The organism is Roseivirga spongicola (assembly GCF_034376045.1).
GTDB lineage: Bacteria > Bacteroidota > Bacteroidia > Cytophagales > Cyclobacteriaceae > Roseivirga > Roseivirga spongicola.
On record NZ_CP139724.1, the window covers coordinates 1,303,730 to 1,322,925 of the forward strand.

Sequence of the window (19,196 nt, forward strand, 5' to 3'; positions counted from 1 at the left end):
TAGCATATTTGTCATTGTCTTACCTAAAAACCAACAACATTGAACACTCATATAAGTATAATGTATGTGGTTTAAGGTAATTCTTTATTTTAGCGCGCATTAAGCATAAGATCATGGAAGAGGCAGTTTCTCAAGAACTTAAAAAAGAGCATCAGGAAAAAATCAACAGAGTAGCAGCAGAGGTAGGCAAAATAGTTGTCGGCCAGAGCTACATGGTTAATAGACTTATGGTTGGTTTATTCACCAATGGGCACATCTTATTAGAAGGTGTTCCGGGTATTGCCAAAACCCTAACGGTAAATACACTAGCCGATGTACTTCATTTAGACTTTCAGAGAATTCAGTTTACTCCAGACCTTTTACCTGCCGATTTGATTGGTACAATGATTTACAATCAAAAGAAGGCAGAGTTTGAAGTAAAGAAAGGACCAATCTTCTCCAACGTAATTTTAGCCGATGAGGTAAACCGTGCGCCTGCCAAAGTGCAATCTGCATTGCTAGAGGCTATGCAGGAGAAAACGGTAACCATTGGCGAAACAAGCTATAAGTTAGATAGACCATTCCTTGTACTGGCAACGCAAAACCCGGTAGATCAAGAAGGAACTTACAGCCTACCAGAAGCACAGATAGATAGATTTATGCTGAAAGTAAAGGTTGACTATCCTTCTAAACAAGAAGAGCTAGAGGTAATGCGTAGAATGTCCAACATGAACTTTCAGCCATCACTAGAAACACTCCTTACTAAAGAAGATATATTCTCTATAAGAGAAGAGGTAAACCAAGTGTCTATTTCTGAATCTTTAGAGAAGTATATAATAGAGTTAATCTTTGCTACCAGAAACCCAAAAGAGTATGGCTTAAACGATGAAGCCTACTATATGCAGTTTGGAGCTTCTCCAAGAGCAAGTATTAACTTAAACCTTGCTGCAAAAGCCATTGCCTTCTTTAACCAGAGAGATTACGTATTACCAGAAGACATTAAGGAAATAGCCACTGATGTGTTGAACCACAGAATTATCCTTAATTATGAGGCTGAAGCAGATGGTATTTCTACCGAGCAAATCATAGAAAAGCTGCTTAAAAAGATTCCTATCAACCATTAATTCCGCAGTTAACATTCCGTTAATACAATTAACTTTTTAATAAACGGAATGACAACTATTCTTAACAAAGGCGTAAACGCTTTCTGAGCGCAATCGGGTTTTTTTGTGTCAAATTTTAAACCTAATCAAAGACATGAAAAACTCTGTTAAACGTTTAATCAACCTATTTGTAGCTGCGGCTCTTATTTTGGTTGTAGCTGCATGTTCAGATGACGAGCCTACGCCATCTGCTGCTGCTCCAACTATAGCTGCTGTTGCTACAAACCCTTCTTCTGTAACAGTAGGAGAAAAAATTCAACTTTCATTTGATATTACTGTGCCTGGTGTGTTTGCTAGCTCTACAGCTACTGGAACCAACGGTAATGCAGAAGTTATCACTGACTTAAATACTGGCGACACTTCTGGAACTATTATAGTAGAGTTCGAAGGAACTACTGCTGGTGGTGGTAGTGTAGAACTTACTGTTAACGATGCAGAAGGTAACTCTGACGACATCACAGTTGTACTTACTGTAGAGGCAGAAGCTACTACTGTAACTGTTTCTTCAAATATTACAGGTACCGTTACTTGGGAGACTGGAAAAACATACATTCTTGCAGGTAGAATTACTGTATTGGATGGTGCTGTTTTGAACATCGAAAAAGGTGTTGTAGTAAAAGGTCAGGCAGGTACTGGTGCTAACGCTACTGCTCTTCTTGTAGCAAGAGGTGGTACATTAAATGCTGCAGGTGAGGCAGAAATGCCAATCATCTTCACTTCAATTGCTGACGAAATTTCTCCAGAAGATATTGCTGCTGGTAACTTTGCTAGCCCTAACCTTGCTTCTGATGTAAGCGGTCTTTGGGGTGGTGTTATCATCCTTGGTAAAGCTAAAATCTCAACTAAAAACAAAACGAGCGGTGCTCAACTTAGCGAAGTTCAAATTGATGGTATTCCTACTTCAGATACTAATGGCCTTTACGGTGGTTCTGATGACGAAGATAACTCTGGTACTATCACTTACATCTCTATCAGACACGGTGGTTCAAACATCGGTTCTGGAAACGAAATCAATGGTTTAACTCTTGGTGGTGTTGGTTCTGGAACTACTATCTCTAACGTAGAAGTTGTTGCCAACCAAGACGATGGAATTGAGTTCTTCGGTGGTACTGTAAGCGTAACTAATGCAGTTGTGTGGAACATCAATGATGACGGTATTGACACTGATCAGGCTTGGAATGGAAAATTAGAAAACTTCGTAGTTATTGCTCCAAATACTGCAGAAGCTCATTGCTTTGAGTTAGATGGACCAGAAGGTACTTACATTAATGGAAACCATACAATTACTAAAGGTACAGTTGTAGCTACCGTTGGTGACCGTAAGGCAACAGATCTAATCAATGTAGATAACAACACTAACGCAACTTTATCTAACATCTTCATTACTGGTATCTCTGCCGATCAAGACATCAACAGAACTGAGTCAGATGATACAGATGTAACTTTCTTAACCACTTTCACTGGTATTGAGCTAGATATTCCTGCTGGTAGTTCACTTGCAGATTACGTTTCAGGAAATGTTCCTGCAGGAATCACTGCAGCTTCAACTCCTAGTACAGGTGTCGGTGCTGACCTTTCAGCATTCGCTTGGACTTGGGCTTCTACTTCAACTGAGTGGCCTGGTAACTAATAAAGATTAAATAAAATTTGGCTTGATCGTCCTAGTGGCGATCAAGCTATTTTTTTGAAAGCATTCCAATAAGACAAATCACACACTCGAGAGATATTAATTGATTAACTATATGAACAAGTTTTACTTAAGTTTTTTGTTTTTACTCCTAATGGCTGCTTCACCAGCGTTAGCCCAACAAGGGGTGATAAGAGGAACCGTTTACGATGAAGGAACGGGTGAGACACTTATTGGTGCTACTGTAATGGCAGTAGGTACTCAAACTGGTGCTATTACAGACTTTGATGGAAAGTTTGAGATTAAGCTTCCAGTTGGTACATACTCTGTTAGGTTTTCTTTTGCTGGCTTTGAAACAATCATTATCGATAGTGTAGCCGTTACGCAAGCAGAACCAGTGGTATTTAACAATATTGTAATGAAAGAAGCTGTTTCTGAGCTCGGACAGGTAGTAGTAACTGCCGAAGCTATTAGAAGCTCTGAAGCGGTTGTTGCTATTACTAAAATGAAGGCTTCTAATTTAGTTGATGGCCTTTCTGCTGCTAGCTTCGAGAAAATTGGAGATTCAAACGCTTCTGATGCTGTAAAAAGAATTACAGGTGTTTCAGTAGAAGGTGGCAAATATGTTTACGTTCGTGGTCTTGGTGACAGATATACTAAGACTATTCTTAATAATGTAGATATCCCAGGTCTTGACCCAGACCGTAACAGTATTCAGATGGATATCTTCCCGACCAGCCTTATTGACAACATGATGGTGTACAAAACGGCTGTAGCAGAGCTTTCTGCAGACTTTACAGGTGGTGTGGTAAATATTGAAACCAAAGACCTGCCTGATGATAAAATTTTAGACTTCTCTTTAAGTGTTACTTATAACCCTTCTATGCACTTTAATAGTGACTTTATTATGGGTAATACTAGCTCTACAGACTTCTTAGGTTTCGATAATGGAGATAGAGCACTTCCTAACGGAGCTAGAAGAGAAAACATTCCGAGCCCACTTTCTGGTGACAGCAACGGAGATGTAAACACTTTCTTAAAAGGCTTTAACAAAACCTTAGGAGCTACCCCACAAACTAGCTTCATGGATTACAGCCTTTCATTTACTTCTGCTAACCAATTTGATGCAGGAGCTAATAAATTGGGATATATTTTCTCACTTAGTTACAAGAGCAACTCTACTTTCTATGACGATGTAACTTATGGAGAGTACCAAAAAAGAGTGAACGCCAGCGACCGCGGATTGAGATATGCTACTGTTCAAAACGGTATAGAAAGCGAAAGAAATGTGCTAGTGGGTGCCTTAGCTGGTTTAGCGTACAAGACTGAAAACTCTAAGTACAAGCTAATGGGTATGCACCTTCAAAATGGCATCAATAGCGCTGGCCAATTTTACATCGATAACGATGGTGAAGCCATCGGACAATCTGGTTACAAAGCGTTTTCAAATAACCTTGAATTCAATCAAAGAGGCTTAACCAACGTTCTATTAAATGGTGAGCACCACTTAAAAGATGGTGAGTGGGATATTGATTGGAGAATATCTCCAACCTTCTCTAAAATAGAAGACCCAGACGTAAGAAAAACAGCTTTCACTTATAGCGATACTGACACTACATTCTCTGCTGGCGCGGGAGGAAACCCAAGCAGAATTTGGAGATACTTAGAAGAAGTGAATTTAGTAGGTAAATTCGATATTACGCGCAATACTCAAGCCTTTGGTAGAGATGCTAAGTACAAGTTTGGAGCAAGCTACATCTATAAAGAAAGAGATTACGAAATCTTAAGCTATGACCTTCAGTTCTTCGGAGCTCAACCAGATTTTGGTATTGACCCAAACAGAGTTCTTCTAGATCAAAACCTTTATCCTGATGGAACTATCTATTACAACTCTGCTAATAGTACACCTAACTCAAACGAGTTCAATTCAAACAGTAGAAACCTAGGTTTATATGTTTCAACAGAATTGAACCCTACAGAAAAACTCAAAGCCATTGTAGGTCTTAGAGGAGAAAAGTATCAGCAGAGACACACTGGTAGAGATGTGCAATATGCTCAGCTTGGCACAGGTAACAACCTAGAAGATGAATTGGTAATTGATGACTTCGATTTGTTTCCAAGTGTAAACCTTGTTTATGCACTTACAGAGGAACAAAACGTAAGACTATCTTACTCTAAAACCATTGCCAGACCTTCTTTTAAAGAGCTTTCATTCGCTCAAATTATAGACCCACTAACCAATAGAATTTTCAATGGTGGTTTATTCCAGTATGGTGATTGGGACGGTCAATTGGGAGTTACAAGAATTGACAACCTAGATGCTAGATGGGAGATATTCTTACCTGGTTCTGAAATTGTTTCAGTAAGTGCTTTCTACAAGTCTTTCAAAGATCCTATCGAATTAGTGAGAATTCCTGAGCAGCAAGCAAGTACTGAATATCAGCCTAGAAACGTAGGTGATGGCGAGGTGCTTGGAGCAGAAATTGAATTCAAGAAAGACTTGTCTTTCGTTTCAGATGCTCTTTCTAATTTCTACGTTGGTTCTAACGTAACCATTGTTGAGTCTAGAATTACCATGACTGATACCGAGTACAACTCAAGATTAGCCTTCCAAAAAGACGGTGAAGAGATTGACAACAAACGTAACATGGCTGGCCAAGCCCCTTACATTATTAACGCAAGCCTTGGCTACGAGAACTTCGAAACTGGTTTAGATGCCGGTTTATTCTACAATGTTAAAGGCTCTACCTTATTCATTGTTGGTGGCGGTTTGTTCCCAGATGTTTATGCTGAGCAATTCCACAGCTTAAACTTCAACCTGAACAAAACCTTCGGTGCTGAAAGAAACATGTCTTTCAACTTCAGTGTATCTAATATTCTTAACGATAAGAGAGAAGAGGTATACAGAGGATTTGAAACCAACGACCAACCATTTACAATATTTAGCCCTGGAATGAGCTTTGGCTTTGGGTTCAAATATTCTTTCTAGAACTTAAGTTCAATTCATATAGAACCCTGGTTCCTTTTTCTGGAATCGGGGTTTTTTTATGTCTAAACAGCAATAGATAGACCTTCAAACATTAAGCTGTCAAAATTCTTTTATTTTTATAGCAGTTTGAAAAAAAGACTCCATTATGAAAAGGCTCATAGCTATAGTCTTAATCATCGGAATTGGATCATACATAGCCGTTCAATATTTGAAAGACAGAAGGTTTAACCCACCTTCAGACTATGATTATCCCATTTCATCAGAAATAGACACAGACTTTTACAAACCTGAAGTTCTTCAGGAATACTATAAACTGGCCTTCGATGTAGGCACTTATGCCCGGTCGCTTTGGTTCAATGATGGTATAGATGTGCTTATGATGGACCGTGAAAATTACGAGTCTACCCAAGCCACAGACTATTATAACAGGCTTAAGTCGAACGTAAAGATGCTCGAAAACGAGCTTATCCGTTCTCAAGAGCTTCGCAATGCTGGCTACAGTAAAAAACAAGTAAGATTAATAATGGAAATGGGTATAAGCCCAGAAGAGATAACGCTAGAAAAGCACAGTCATTTACTTGGGCTCAATATTGGTCTATCTGGTGCAGAGGTCTGGGAACTACAAAAGTTGCTAAACACTAAGGGTGACAGTATTCCAGAAGATGGCATCTTTAACGTACTGACCAGACAAAGACTCATCGATTTTCAAAAACAAAACAACCTTTACCCTAGCGGAGAGGTTGATGAACCGACATTAAAAGCACTTTTGAAATAAATACTATGGCAAAGAAAGAAGAAGAAGCTAAACAAGCCAACCCACTTGGTATGTCTGGCGACCCAAAAATTGAAGCGGTTAAGCAACTCATTTTTGGTGAAAACATGCAACAGTACGATTCAGAGTTTAATGAAATAAAAGCGCTGATTAAAAAGACCCGTACTGAGATTGAAACCGAGTTGAACGAAACCAGAGATGCGCTCAACAAACTCATCAATCAAACTAAAGACTCTCTCACCAACGAAATTCAGGACCTGAGAAGTGACATGAACAAGAAAGTCACTCAATTAAGAGCCGATATGGACGAGTCTGTTGCCGATTTAGACGATAGAAAACTCAACCGTAAGCTCTTAGGCACCTTGTTGCAAGAAATGGGCAAACAAATAGCAGAATAGTCTGAGAAATGGGGCAAGGCTTAGGCTTTCAGCAGCTTAGAAAATTACTTCTCGAACAAGATTGGGAAGATAGGAAAGAGCTTGCCCAAAAACTCGAGCAACTAGACAGCGAGCTAAATACCCGAGAAAAGCTCGAAGAACGGGTAAACCCTATTCTGCAAGACCAAGAGGCTAGAATTCAGCGGGAGTTTCCAGTACTTTTTGGGCCTCAAATTACCGAGTCCATTAAAAAGCAGATTAAAGAATCTCAAGACGAAGTAGTAGAGGTGCTTTATCCGATTATAGGTCGGATGATTAAAAAGTACATCACCAGTGAAATACAGAAGCTTTCTGACCAGATAGACGCTCAAATGGAGATGGCTTTTAGTTGGGAGGGCTGGAAGATAAGAATCAAGGCCTGGATTTCAGGTACACCACAAAAAGACCTGATGCTCTCGAAGCTCATAGAGCCTAAAATTGAAGAAATTCATGTCATAGAAAAGAACTCTGGCATGCTCATGGGCAGCTACACCAAAAAAGAAGGGCTAGACAGAGACATGGTAGCAGGCATGCTTACGGCCATAAAATCTTTTGTGGAAGACGCCTTTGAAACAGAAGCTCAAGAGTTGGAAAGCATCGATTACCAGAACTACAAAATCATCATCAAAAGCTTTAATTCTTTCTTTATTGCAGTGGTTTGCACCGGAAAGCTCAATGCAGCCTTTAAAGATAAAATTGATGATGAACTGCTGAGCTTCTCTGAAAAGGTACTGAACAAAGCAAAGCACCCAGACAAAGAAGAAGTTCAGCCCGATGTAATTGAGCAAGGTCTAGCTGAGTATTTTCAAGATTTTGAAGACCTAAATGAATAAAAAAGTAATCCTTATCGGTCACTTTGGAGTTGGTAAAACCTCTTTGGTTAAGCGCTTTGTGCATAGCCAATTTTCTGAGGAATATATTACCACTATAGGTGTGAAGATAGACAAGAAAACATTGACCGTAGATGGTGTTACCGTTAACCTATTGATATGGGACATTGCTGGCGAAAACTCGCAACAAAAAGTTCCTAAGAGCTACAGGCTAGGGGCACATGGAGCACTCTATGTATTCGACATTACCAGACCTGCCACCTATGAAAACATGCACCAAGAAATAAAGGCACTACAAGAGGTAATGCCCGACTTACCCATTTTGGTAATGGCCAATAAAAAGGACCTAGTTTCTACTGAAGAACTGAACGAAACGCTCAACAAAATTCAACCTTATAACGCCATTGCTACTAGTGCTAAAACCGGTGAGTTAGTAAACGAAGCTTTTGAAGAACTTACTCAAAAAATGACCAAATGAGTAAGAACCTCGACCAAATCAAACTTCAGAAACTAGGCTCAAGCTGCCAAGTAACGCTGTTTGATCTTGAGGGAAAAGTTACTGAGAGCTGCGACACCCTTTTACAAACCTCAGCAGAGCACCCCATCTTTAATCAGTTCGATTTTCTGTTGAGCATTCAGGAAGTTTTACAAAACCTTGAGGCCGAAGAACCACTACACTTCGACTTAGTAGAGTGGCACGAGCAAAAGGAGGCTCTTTTTAGCATGAGCTTTCAACTTATAGATACTAAAACAATACAGTGGTTTATTGTAGATAGATCTCACGAAAGAGCACATATTTCATCTGTTCAGCAGTCTAGAAATAACGCTGCCATTAATGAAGAACTACTAGAAATCAGACAGAAATATCTTGAAGCAGAAAAGCAGCTTTTAGGCTATAAAAACGAAGAGCTGTTGAGGGTTCAGAAATTCAAAGAGCGCTTTTTTGCAGAAGTAAGCCACGAAATGCGCACGCCATTGAATAGTATATCTGGCTTAGTAAAGCTTCTAGAAGAAGCCGATTCTTCAGAAACTGAAAACTACCTGCACTCAATAAAGGCAACCTCAGAACATCTCAACCACATTATCAACGATATTCTAGATTTATCTAAAATTGAAGAAGGCAGATTGGAGTTGCAAAAATTCTCTTTCGATTTAAGAGAAGTTGTCAATTCTATAATTAGAGGCTTTACAATGGCTTCTAAACAACGGAATATCTATTTGAAAGCAGAGATAGACTCTACACTTCCTCAATACATTGAGGCAGATCCTGTTAGGTTGTCTCAAGTGCTTTATAATCTTATAGGAAATGCCATTAAGTTCACCCAAAAGGGAGGTATCACTATAAAAATTAGTGCCGAAGCCACAGCCAAAAACCAGTTCTTACTCAACTTCTACATTAAGGATACCGGTATTGGTATGTCTGCCGAGAGTATTCAGAAGATTCTAGAACCTTATGCTCAGGTAGAAGGGCAAAGCTATTACGAGTATGGCGGAACCGGATTGGGTATGGGCATAGCTCAGAGGCTAATAGAAGTAATGGGCAGCAAACTGAGCATTGAAAGTAGCCTGGGTAAAGGCACTTCTATGTCTTTTGATTTGAAGGGTAAAGCTTCAAAACGTGCCACCTATAGTATTAATGGAAAGCAGCCAACGAAAGACAATTCAGACCTAAGCGAATTCTCCTTTCTTTTTGCAGAAGATGACGCCATGAACGCCCTTATTTTAAAGGAGCACGCTAACCAGTGGAAGGTAAAAGGCCATTTTGTATCTAGTGCGAGCCAGCTGAAAGCTGAACTAGCAAGAAAGCATTACGACATTCTTATTTCGGACATTAACCTAGGAGATGACACCAGCATTAATGTGTTGACCAGATTAAGACAATCTGAAGGCATCAACCAGAACATACCCATCGTATTTCTATCTGGTGACAGCAAAGAAAGGTATCCTATGCTAGAGGAGCTTACAGACTGGAACTTCCTCTTAAAGCCTGTGAACCCTGCTACCCTAGCCATTAAGGTTAGGCAAATGCTCAAACTCACAGAAATAGCCCCTTTAGAAGCTGTAGACCTAACCAGCTTGAAAGAGTCTGCTCAGCACAATATGGAGTTTGTTGTAGAGCTTATTGAAACCATTCTAGAACACCTACCACAAGACTTGAACAAGCTAGAACAGGCTAGCAATACGGAAGACCACGAAGCCGCAAGAAGAGTGCTTCACAAACTCAAGCCAAGCATTACCTACTTAGGTATTAAAAGCCTCATTAAAGAAAGACAAATGCTGCACGATAAGGTTACCAAAGGGTTTTCCATAGCTCATGATTTTAACCCTTTCAAAGAGCGAGTTTTATTGGCACTAGACGATCTTGCCAACGTAAAAGAGAGTCTATAGCTAAATAAACCACTATGGGCTTAAAGCACCATAATTTTAGAAGCAACTGAAACTAGCGTTCAATGGCTGACTTAGAAAATGTACGATTGACGTAATTCAAAATTTGTACATCGTAAATTTCAGTATGCTTTTTAGAAGCTAAAGCGTAATGCACTAAAGTGCATAGTTTTAACTCCTTTTGTCACTAATAAAAAAACTGCTAATCCTTGTAGAACCAGCAGCCTTTCGCAATTGTACTTCTTATTTCTACTGCCCTACAAAGAATAGTGCATTTGCCACAAAGAGTTTTCCATTTTCCCAGAAAGCACGGAATAGCGGGTTATCGGCCATATAAACTACGGCACCTCTACCCACATTATCTACTCCAAACACCATAGACTTAGCCAAGTTCTTCTTAGCATCTTCTCCGGCAACACCAGTTATGTAAGATCCTTCAGACTCAATAATTCCTACGTTCCAGCCATTTGGCAAATAGGCATATCTAGAGCTGTTATTCTTAATGGTGAAATAGTGATTATCATACCCATAACCTAACGGATGCGTATTGTCTACCTTCAGTTTAAAGATGGCACCTGGCAGTCTAGAGCTCTCATATCTAGAGCCTCTTTCTGCATAAGGAGTTAGTGCTGCTGCCTCTTTTTCTTCGTCAGTCTGATTTCTAGCAGCCTTTTGTTCTGCATCGCTAGCATATCTTTTCAGGTTGAAACCACCTTTGCCCATGAACGTATTCATTGCTCTTTCAATCGCTAAAACGGTTCCTCCACTTCTTATCCATGAATTGAAACCCTCCATTGCTCTTTCGTTCAACATAGAACCGTAAGAACCAGATGGCATAACCACTACATCGTAATCATCTAGATTTACCCTCCCGAAATCATCGGTATTTACCATAGTAATTGGGTAGTTCAGCTCCTGCTCCATGTAGTACCAGAATTCACCAAAGCCAAGTGAAGAGACACCATCGCCTCTCAAAGCCAAAATTCTTGGTGCCTTTAAGAATGGCACTCCATTAGACCCAAAATCTTTACCTGAGTCTACAAAAGTAGTTGGCGTAGAATTCAGAGATCTGCCAAACTTAGTAGCAGCTTCTTTCACAACACTGTCGAAACGATTGCCCAAATGCATGTTTCCTTTGCGAGTAATGATAAGCGTGCCTCTGCCATAATCATTACCATTCACAGTAAACTCATCGTTAGAGTAACGCAGTTTAATACCAGCTTTAAGAATTTCTGCCAAGAACTTGGCGTCTTCCATGGTTTCCCATTTGGCCAAATAGGCGGCTGGTCTTGAACCTACATTCATTTCTGGAGCAGCATAGCTTGGTTTTCCGTCAGAAACAGAAAGTCTTTCTGTTGTAGCATAAGCATCTAAGCCCATCATATAAGGCACGGCCCAAGCTGTAATGTCATAAGTATTAGTAATGCTAGCATAAGTGTCTGGCTCAAATAGCGCCTGCACCATTACTGCTTTAGGCTGAAAAGAAGAGATTACGATATCGCTGTCTTCAACCGAAACATTTTTTGTTTCTCCAGCTTTATAGCTGAATGCAGAAATAGGCTTTTTGGTAGAAGACTTTCCGTACCTGATGTGGTTGATCTGAAGGAACTCTTCTAGCTTTCTTAGTTTATCTGGGTGGTTAGAACCCTTCACTACGTAAGTCTTGTACTTTGCTTTTGGGTTAGATACCGCCTTGTCGAAATAAGAAGCGAACTCATTAAGCATTCTTTCATTGTTCTCAGAGGCCATTTCTACGGTAGACATACCCGTGGTATAATGGTGAGCAATGGCATCAGAAAGCTTTAGGGTATCTCCTTCATCAGTTAAAATGGCTAGGTCTGAGCTGGCTTGCTCGTATGTCATACCAATTGCACCATTGTACATTGGGTATGAGTCGCCATAACTAGGGTAAAGGATATCGAAGCTTTCTTTGGTGAAGAATAACCAGCCATTTTCATCGAAATACTTCGCGTGGTTTCTACCAATAATTTCCTGAAACTCTCTTTGCCAATCTGTTACTTGTTCGTGAATTGGCTCGGCTGCTGGTGCAAAGTAATAAGGGCTGTTGCTACCTTGCTCATGAAAATCTACATGAATATGAGGCATAATGGTATGGTAGTATTCCATTCGCTGCTCAGACTCAGTTTGCTTTTGCCATGCCCAGTCTCTGTTTAGGTCGAAAAGGTAATGGTTGGCCCTTCCACCTGGCCATGGCTCATTGTGCTCTGCTGCTTCTGGGTGAGGGTTTGGCGTAGTTCCCGCCACTTGGTTAATCCAGTTAGAATATCTGTCTCTTCCGTCAGGGTTAACACATGGATCTAAAATAACCACTGTATTTTCCAACCAAGCTTTTGCCTTAGAATTGTTTGGTCTGGCTAGTTCATACAGGGTTTTCATAGCCGTTTCGGTAGAGTTAGCCTCATTTCCGTGCACATTGTAACTCAACCAAACAATACCTACTTGCTTTCCGGAAGGGCTCCCTTCCATCATTTTAGCTCGCTTTAAATTGTCTGTTCTTATTTGCTCCCAGTTGTCTATGTTGGCCTGTGAAGAAACCATGTTAGTAACAAGTGGTCTTAGCTCATTAGTCTCACCGTATTTATGATGTGTTACATTCGATAGCTCAGAAGCTACATATTCGAAGTAGTCTACCACCTTGTAATTGGGTGTAAAACGGGTGCCCAACTCGTAGCCCAAAAATTCATCGGGGCTTTTAAGGTTCTGACCATAAAGGGAAACTGCCAAGAAAAATAGCAGGTTAACAATTGCGAGTCTTTTCATTTTAGATTTTAGTTAAAGTGTGGAAGATAATCTAAAATGAAATGTAGGCCAAGGCCTTAAGTACGATTGGCCATAAACCTATCTAATTGTCTTCCACAATTCTCAATTTATAGATGGTGTATTTTTCGGGTTCTTTGTCTAATGCTCGTGAATCTTGCATGGCATAAATTATTCCGTTGTCATCCATATATTCCATGTAGTAAACCCGCTTGTCTATCGTTAGGTCTTTGTTTACCCTTTCTCCATTTCTAATTATGATATACTTTTTAGGGTTTGCTCTTTCAACTTGTTGACGGTAATTTGAGGAAGTTCTATCAAATGCTGCTTTCTCAGATACTTTTAGCCCTGAGGTATAGATAATAACATCGAGCTTGTCATGATGAAACACTGATTGAATTTGACCTGGAGTGTCTTGTGGACCAGAGGGTCTTTGTCCTATTGAGCCCATTTTTGCCCCTTCCATAAGGATAAACTTATCAAAAGGAATGGTGTAAGAATTTAAGATATCAGCGTCTGGAAGACTTCTTACATAAAGGGTAGTATCCGAATTAAAGGTATTGTAGAATTTATCACCTTTAACATCGTAGACTGGCATAAGAAAAGGAAAGTATTTTCCCGAAAGGTATCTGCTGTCTGGTGTTAACTTTCCAAAAGGATAAAACACGCTGTCTCTAAGGTTCTCAGATTCCGAAGGTTTCACCAAATCTACAATATTCATTTTCTTGTAATAATCTACCGATAAAGGAGCAAGGTTGGTTTGTGGTTGCCCATAGTAAGTGATGAGCTGATGTTCGCCTTCAGGAGTTCGAAAATCATAGATATTCTTGTACCCAGACATGATCAGACCCACAGCGGGGTAGTTGGGTATCATGGCTTTTTCAAAATTAAATTCTCGGTCGTAAATGGTTACTTTGAACCAACCCAAAGTGGCAATACCATCACCAAAAAAAGTGGCAGACAAACCATATTCTCCAGGCCCTTCAGGGTCATCTTTTGGGCGTTCTAGCATGGCCTTCACGTTGAGATCTTTATCGAACAGCCAGTACTTAGGCGGGGTTGGTTGTAATACCAGCATATCCCCAGTTTCAGGGTCAACATCTGCCACGGTGAGCCTTGAGGTTAAAATATCAAACTGAAGAGAATCAAATACTTCCAATTTGTAATTGGAAGCGGAATTTTCTGATTTATCTTCAGCTGAACTTCCTCCACAGCTAGATATAACGAAGAAGAGAGTTAGGGCTAAAACGACTGTTGCTTTTGGTATGTATTTAGTTCTCATCTGGCACAATTCTCAATTTGTAGATGGTGTATTTTTCGGGTTCTTCTTCCAGCATTTTGGTGTTTTGGGAACCATATAAAAATCCATTTTCATCGGCCAATTGGATAGATTGAATTTTAGGGTTCAGCTTGAGTTCAAGGTTTACTCTTTTGCCATCCTTAATAATCAGGTATTTCTTGTAGTCTATTCTTTCAAATTCCTTTTGAGGATCTGGAGAGTCTATGTAATTCATCATTTGAGACAACTTCATGCCTGAGTGATAAAAGATTACATCGAAACCATCTACATGATACACTTCTTCTACTTTACCTTCTCTATCATGAGGCTTATTCTGTTCAGCCACTCCAGCTTCACCCATTGTGTAACCTTCAAAAAGAATAAACTCGTCATAGGGAATCGTGTAGCTGTCTATAATATCTCCTTCAGGAAGTTGTCTTCTGTACAAGACCGTGTCGTCATTTAAAACATAATGGAGCGTATTCTCCTTTACATCGAAAACAGGGCTTAGGAAGTAATGAGCTTTTCCATTTCTGTACCTGCTATCTTCGGTAAGCTCGCCAATTGGCATAAATACGGTATCTCTTGGGTCTGTGTACTGAGCTGGGTCTACGATATCAACAACGTTAAACTCATCATAAAACTCTTGCATTCCTTCCCAAAACTCAGTTTGAGGCTCTCCAAAAAATGATACCAACCTTGGTTCTCCAGACTCAGTAGAGAATTGATAGATATCTTTTTTAGTCTGATCGAACATTTGAGAGGCATAGTGGGGTCGCAAGACCTTCTGAAACTCTAGATTTCCATCGAAGATTGATACTCTATTCGGACTATTAAAAGCAACCCCATCACCAAAAAAAGTACCCGACTTTAATGCTGCACCAGGCCCTTTCGGGTCCGATGGTAGAAACTCCTTTTCCACCAAAACCTCAAGTTCAGAATTAAATATAATGGCCTTAGAGGGTCTCCGCTGAATCACCAATATGTTACCTGTCTTCGGATCAACATCTGGGATTTGGAGTACTGGAGTTATAATATCGAACTGCAGTGAGTCTACAATTTCTAGCTTATAATTACTTGATTCAACTGATTCATCTTGAGCTGAACTACCTCCACAGCTATATGTGACAAATGCGATCAATAGCGCTAAAACGACCTTTATTTTTAGTGCGTGCTTAGTTTTCATCTGGAACTATTTTGAGTTTGTAGAAGGTTATCAAATCCGGTTCCTCTTCCAATAGGGACAAATCCTGATGAGCCCAAATAAAACCGAAGTCATCTGCCATATCAAAGGAAGAAACCTTTTCAGGTAACCTCAAATCTAGATTAAGTCGCTTTCCATCATTTATTATAAGATGCTTTGTGTAGTTCACTCTTTTGGTCTTTTCTCTAAAATCGGAAGATTCAGGGTCTAATTCCTGAACCTTACTCAGCTTGATTCCAGAAGTATAAATCAATAACTCTTTATCATCTACATGGAAGATCTTCTCAATTTTTCCTGCCCAATCCCGAGGCTCATTCTGTTCTGCTATGCCCTCCTTTCCTAAAGAGTAGCCTTCAAAAAGAATAAATTCGTCAAAGGGAATGGTATAGCTTCTTTCAAGTTCCCCCTGAGGTAAACTCCTAACAAAAACGGTTGTATCATCTTTCAAGGCATAAAAAAGCTTGCTCTCTTTTACGTCAAACTCTGGTTTCATGAAGTAATAAGCTCTATTATTTTTATATCTGCTATCCGACTCAAGTTTTCCAATTGGTAGAAATCCTGACTTTGTGCCTTCGCCAAGACTCAATTCAGAATTTGGGTTCACTACATCAACAATATTGTATTCATCATAATACTCCTTGTTCAAAGCGGGTATATCAGTTTGTGGTCCACCAAAAAAAGTCACTAATTGCTCAGCTCCTTGAGTACCGAATTCTATTAAATGATTAAAGCCCATATAAATCATCCCTCCTTGATTATAATGTGGCTTCATATCCTTTACCAGTTCAAAATCCCGATTGAAGACTTTAAGCCTCATCATACCCATCATGGCAATGTCGTTGCCATAAAACTCAGCAGATAGAAGATACTGACCAATCTCATCTGGACCATCACCCTGCTTTTCCCAGACAGATTTTATCTCACCTTGTGGGGATAAAATCCAAAGCTTCGGTGGTGAAGACTGGATGGCCAATAACTCTCCGGTTTTCTTATGTACATCAGCAATGATCATATATTGTGCAAGTGCGTCTACCTGAACTGAGTCTACAATTTCTAGCTTATAATTAGAGACTTGTTCTTTGGTGCCTTCAGAGTTCGAATTGCCACCACAGGAAAAAACTAATGCAAGAGAAAGAACAAAGAGCAGATTTCTTTTTAAGATATTCATGTGTTATTGATTTATTGCTTAAACTAAAGACTTGGGGTATCATATCAAAACCAACGGTATAAATTGAAGAAGGGAGATCAGAAGTATTTTCTAGCCATTATTCCACCAGAGCCACTGGCAGGAGAGATTACTTCTATCAAAAAAGAGTTCGTGGAGAAGTACAACTCGAAGGCATCTTTGAGGTCTCCTGCACACATTACTTTGCATATGCCTTTTCAGTGGAAAGAGCGAAAGGAAGAAAGGCTGTTCAATGTACTTGCACAAACAAGCAACTTCAGTCCATTCAATGTTGAGTTAGATGGATTCGGAGCTTTTTCACCTAGAACTATCTTTATTCAGCCTAAACCATGTGAAGAGCTAGAAGCCATGAACATGGAGCTTCTTGAGGCCACTAAAAAGCAGTTAAACCTCTTTCATGCCGTCCACATTGGTGGTTTTCATCCGCATATTACCGTTGTCTTTCGCGATTTACGCAAGCCCATGTTTTTTGAAGCTTGGAAGGAGTTTGAGCAGAGAGCTTTCAAGGCCTCTTTTCAGGTAAATAGTTTCTGGCTACTCAAACACAATGGTAAAAGCTGGGATGCTTACAGGGAGTTTAATTTTTGTAATTCTCAATAACTCCACCCTCTTTAATGAGGCTTACAAAGTCGGTTAACTTCAATTCAAGTTCCGTTGGCCCCATGGCGTAAGGTGCTATTTCATAAGGGTTGAAATAGAAAATCAGACTCTTATTAATAATAGCGAAATTCTCTGTGAGCTCGAACCTATCATTTTCGAACCAGTATCCTCGTTCTTCTAAAGATTCGGTTGGTGGTATCTCTTTAGTCATTCTGAATTCAATCTCAGCCACCTGATTCAACTCTTCCTCATAGCCTTCTCTAAGAATATCTGCCAAACCAATAGCCTCACCAGTTCTTAAATCGTAGCTTCTATACATTTGACCAGAATTTGGGTGAGCCCCACCAGTATATGAATAAACGGTACTCGCCAAACTTATAAATAGGGAATCTTGATAGAGTATATCTGAGTTAACCTCTAAATTCCAAGCATTGGCATACTCTGGAAAATCCTTAATGATGGTGTTATAGTCAGTTTCTAGCTCATTTTTAAGTTCATCGAAAGTGGTGGGTTTATCCGATAGAAAAGTAGAGCTGAGAATATCATTCTGAATGTTTTCATTCAGCTTTTCCATTACTTGTTGGCTTACAATGCCTGTAATTTTTGGATATTCAATATTTATGATGAGGCATTTTCGGCTTGTAGTGTCAGTACTACAAGGCCCTAGCTCTTCACTAATTTTCTCTATTTCATATTCCACAAAACGAGGTATTGCTTCAGCAATAGGCTCTTGATTTTCTTGCTCTTTAGATTTATCTCCAAAGGAGCACCCGAATAAGCAAAGTGAGAAAGCTGTGAGTAGTAGTGATTTTTTTAACATTAGAAGGTGAAGGTTTTTACTTTATCGCCTTTGTCTAGTTTGTAGCTCTTAATTTTTCCGTTAGCCTTAAGGTGCACAATGTTTTGCTGATCATCGAAAACATCCATTAAAGCTACATTGGTAATTTCAACCTCTTTTAGAGCACTCACTTTATTTACCTGATAGTAGCACCAGCGAGCATCGCCCTCTACTTCTGAACCAATGTATTCAAAGCTTTTATCAGCTCCATTTACCACAAAGAACACCTTGTTCTTTAAATATTCGGCAATGAGACTGTCTAGCTGTTGAGGATCTTTCGGTTCTACGGTATCAATGTATTCTATACCGTGATAGTCGGTAAGCGCATCTTCCAAATCATCTAAGAATAGCCTATGGCTTACTTGCAAAGATTGGTTTTGCGGATTGTATTCAGCATCCATTACACTTACATGAAAAGGATGAAAAACTGCTGAAAACAAAAAAAAGACCAAATACATAAGTTTTGTCGGCATGCTGGGTTCCTTACTATGCAGGTTCAAAATTAAACTTTATTATTGCAATATTATTGCAAACAGTGATTTACTGCTAAGACTATTTTTCGCAAAGAATGAGCCAATTCTCTACTTACTTTCAATTAGGTTACGAACATATATTAGATGTTCAGGGCTATGATCATATACTTTTTGTAATAGCTCTATGTGCCATTTACCAGGCGCAAGACTGGAAAAAGATATTGATACTAGTAACAGCCTTTACCATTGGGCACTCCATTACATTGGCTTTAAGTACCTTGAATTTAGTGAACTTCAGAACCGATATTATTGAGTTCCTAATTCCGGTCACCATTTTCATTACTGCTTTTTCTAACCTAGTAAAAAAGCATGGTTCTGGCCCTGCTAAATTTAGCAGTAACTACTTCTACGCACTCTTTTTTGGTTTAATACACGGCTTAGGCTTCTCAAATTATCTGAAAAGTCTTTTAGGCCGCGAAGAAAATATTTTCACTCCTCTTTTGGCATTTAACTTAGGTTTAGAATTAGGGCAATTAATTATTGTGCTCTTCTTCGTAATCATCTCCTTCGTTTTTGTAGGGTTGTTCAATGTGTCGAAAAGAGACTGGATACTCGTGGTAAGCTCGGCTGTAGCTGGTATTGCCATCACTATAATGATTGAAACTAAATTTTGGTAA

General features: G+C 39.5%; 16 protein-coding genes. 10 read left to right on the forward strand and 6 right to left on the reverse strand.

Features of this window, described 5'->3' with window-relative positions; all coding sequences use genetic code 11:
• The first annotated feature begins 113 nt into the window (after nt 1-113).
• The 8 genes from T7867_RS05895 to T7867_RS05930 all read left to right on the forward strand — a co-directional run bounded on the left by T7867_RS05895 (nt 114) and on the right by T7867_RS05930 (nt 10,164).
• A complete protein-coding gene (locus T7867_RS05895; RefSeq protein WP_068216762.1) occupies nt 114-1,103 on the forward strand; it encodes an AAA family ATPase in 990 nt (329 codons plus the stop codon).
• Between the two features lie 133 nt (nt 1,104-1,236).
• Complete coding sequence (locus tag T7867_RS05900; protein ID WP_089082261.1) at nt 1,237-2,772, forward strand: hypothetical protein; 1,536 nt, start codon at nt 1,237-1,239, stop codon at nt 2,770-2,772.
• Nucleotides 2,773-2,884: 112 nt separating this feature from the next.
• Nucleotides 2,885-5,758 (forward strand): TonB-dependent receptor, encoded by a 2,874-nt coding sequence (locus T7867_RS05905; RefSeq protein ID WP_322299952.1) that lies wholly within the window; start codon nt 2,885-2,887, stop codon nt 5,756-5,758.
• 145 nt (nt 5,759-5,903) lie between these two features.
• Nucleotides 5,904-6,533, forward strand: coding sequence for a peptidoglycan-binding domain-containing protein (locus T7867_RS05910; RefSeq protein WP_322299953.1), 630 nt, complete (start codon nt 5,904-5,906; stop codon nt 6,531-6,533).
• Between the two features lie 5 nt (nt 6,534-6,538).
• Nucleotides 6,539-6,928, forward strand: coding sequence for a hypothetical protein (locus T7867_RS05915; RefSeq protein WP_068216768.1), 390 nt, complete (start codon nt 6,539-6,541; stop codon nt 6,926-6,928).
• An 8-nt stretch (nt 6,929-6,936) separates the two neighbouring features.
• A complete protein-coding gene (locus T7867_RS05920) occupies nt 6,937-7,779 on the forward strand; it encodes a hypothetical protein (protein ID WP_068216771.1) in 843 nt (280 codons plus the stop codon).
• Nucleotides 7,772-8,254: a Rab family GTPase gene (locus T7867_RS05925; RefSeq protein WP_322299954.1), complete on the forward strand. Its 483-nt coding sequence runs from the start codon at nt 7,772-7,774 to the stop codon at nt 8,252-8,254. Before T7867_RS05920 ends, T7867_RS05925 begins: the two co-directional genes overlap by 8 nt.
• Nucleotides 8,251-10,164 (forward strand): ATP-binding response regulator, encoded by a 1,914-nt coding sequence (locus T7867_RS05930; protein ID WP_322299955.1) that lies wholly within the window; start codon nt 8,251-8,253, stop codon nt 10,162-10,164. Before T7867_RS05925 ends, T7867_RS05930 begins: the two co-directional genes overlap by 4 nt.
• Before the next feature lie 246 nt (nt 10,165-10,410).
• On the opposite strand, the gene T7867_RS05935 is transcribed toward T7867_RS05930, so the two are convergent.
• From T7867_RS05935 to T7867_RS05950, 4 genes are all read right to left on the reverse strand, one after another.
• The gene (locus T7867_RS05935; protein WP_322299956.1) at nt 10,411-12,942 is read right to left on the reverse strand and encodes a M14 family metallopeptidase; all 2,532 of its coding nucleotides are present in this window, start codon (nt 12,940-12,942) and stop codon (nt 10,411-10,413) included.
• A gap of 82 nt (nt 12,943-13,024) precedes the next feature.
• The gene (locus tag T7867_RS05940; protein WP_322299957.1) at nt 13,025-14,221 is read right to left on the reverse strand and encodes a hypothetical protein; all 1,197 of its coding nucleotides are present in this window, start codon (nt 14,219-14,221) and stop codon (nt 13,025-13,027) included.
• A complete protein-coding gene (locus T7867_RS05945) occupies nt 14,211-15,404 on the reverse strand; it encodes a hypothetical protein (RefSeq protein WP_322299958.1) in 1,194 nt (397 codons plus the stop codon). The genes T7867_RS05940 and T7867_RS05945 overlap by 11 nt, the downstream gene beginning before the upstream one ends.
• A complete protein-coding gene (locus T7867_RS05950; protein WP_322299959.1) occupies nt 15,394-16,590 on the reverse strand; it encodes a hypothetical protein in 1,197 nt (398 codons plus the stop codon). The genes T7867_RS05945 and T7867_RS05950 overlap by 11 nt, the downstream gene beginning before the upstream one ends.
• A gap of 63 nt (nt 16,591-16,653) precedes the next feature.
• On the opposite strand from T7867_RS05950, the gene T7867_RS05955 reads away from it, so the two are divergent.
• Nucleotides 16,654-17,208 carry a 2'-5' RNA ligase family protein gene (locus T7867_RS05955; protein WP_322299960.1) on the forward strand — a complete coding sequence of 185 codons (555 nt, stop codon included), beginning with the start codon at nt 16,654-16,656 and terminating at the stop codon, nt 17,206-17,208.
• On the opposite strand, the gene T7867_RS05960 is transcribed toward T7867_RS05955, so the two are convergent.
• Together T7867_RS05960 and T7867_RS05965 are read right to left on the reverse strand one after the other, a co-directional pair.
• Nucleotides 17,186-18,028 (reverse strand): DUF3298 and DUF4163 domain-containing protein, encoded by an 843-nt coding sequence (locus tag T7867_RS05960; RefSeq protein WP_288340303.1) that lies wholly within the window; start codon nt 18,026-18,028, stop codon nt 17,186-17,188. The genes T7867_RS05955 and T7867_RS05960 overlap by 23 nt on opposite strands.
• Nucleotides 18,028-18,519 (reverse strand): DUF6702 family protein, encoded by a 492-nt coding sequence (locus T7867_RS05965; RefSeq protein WP_157717519.1) that lies wholly within the window; start codon nt 18,517-18,519, stop codon nt 18,028-18,030. The genes T7867_RS05960 and T7867_RS05965 overlap by 1 nt, the downstream gene beginning before the upstream one ends.
• Before the next feature lie 95 nt (nt 18,520-18,614).
• Between T7867_RS05965 and T7867_RS05970 the strand changes: the two genes are divergently transcribed.
• Nucleotides 18,615-19,196, forward strand: coding sequence for a HupE/UreJ family protein (locus T7867_RS05970; RefSeq protein WP_068216791.1), 582 nt, complete (start codon nt 18,615-18,617; stop codon nt 19,194-19,196).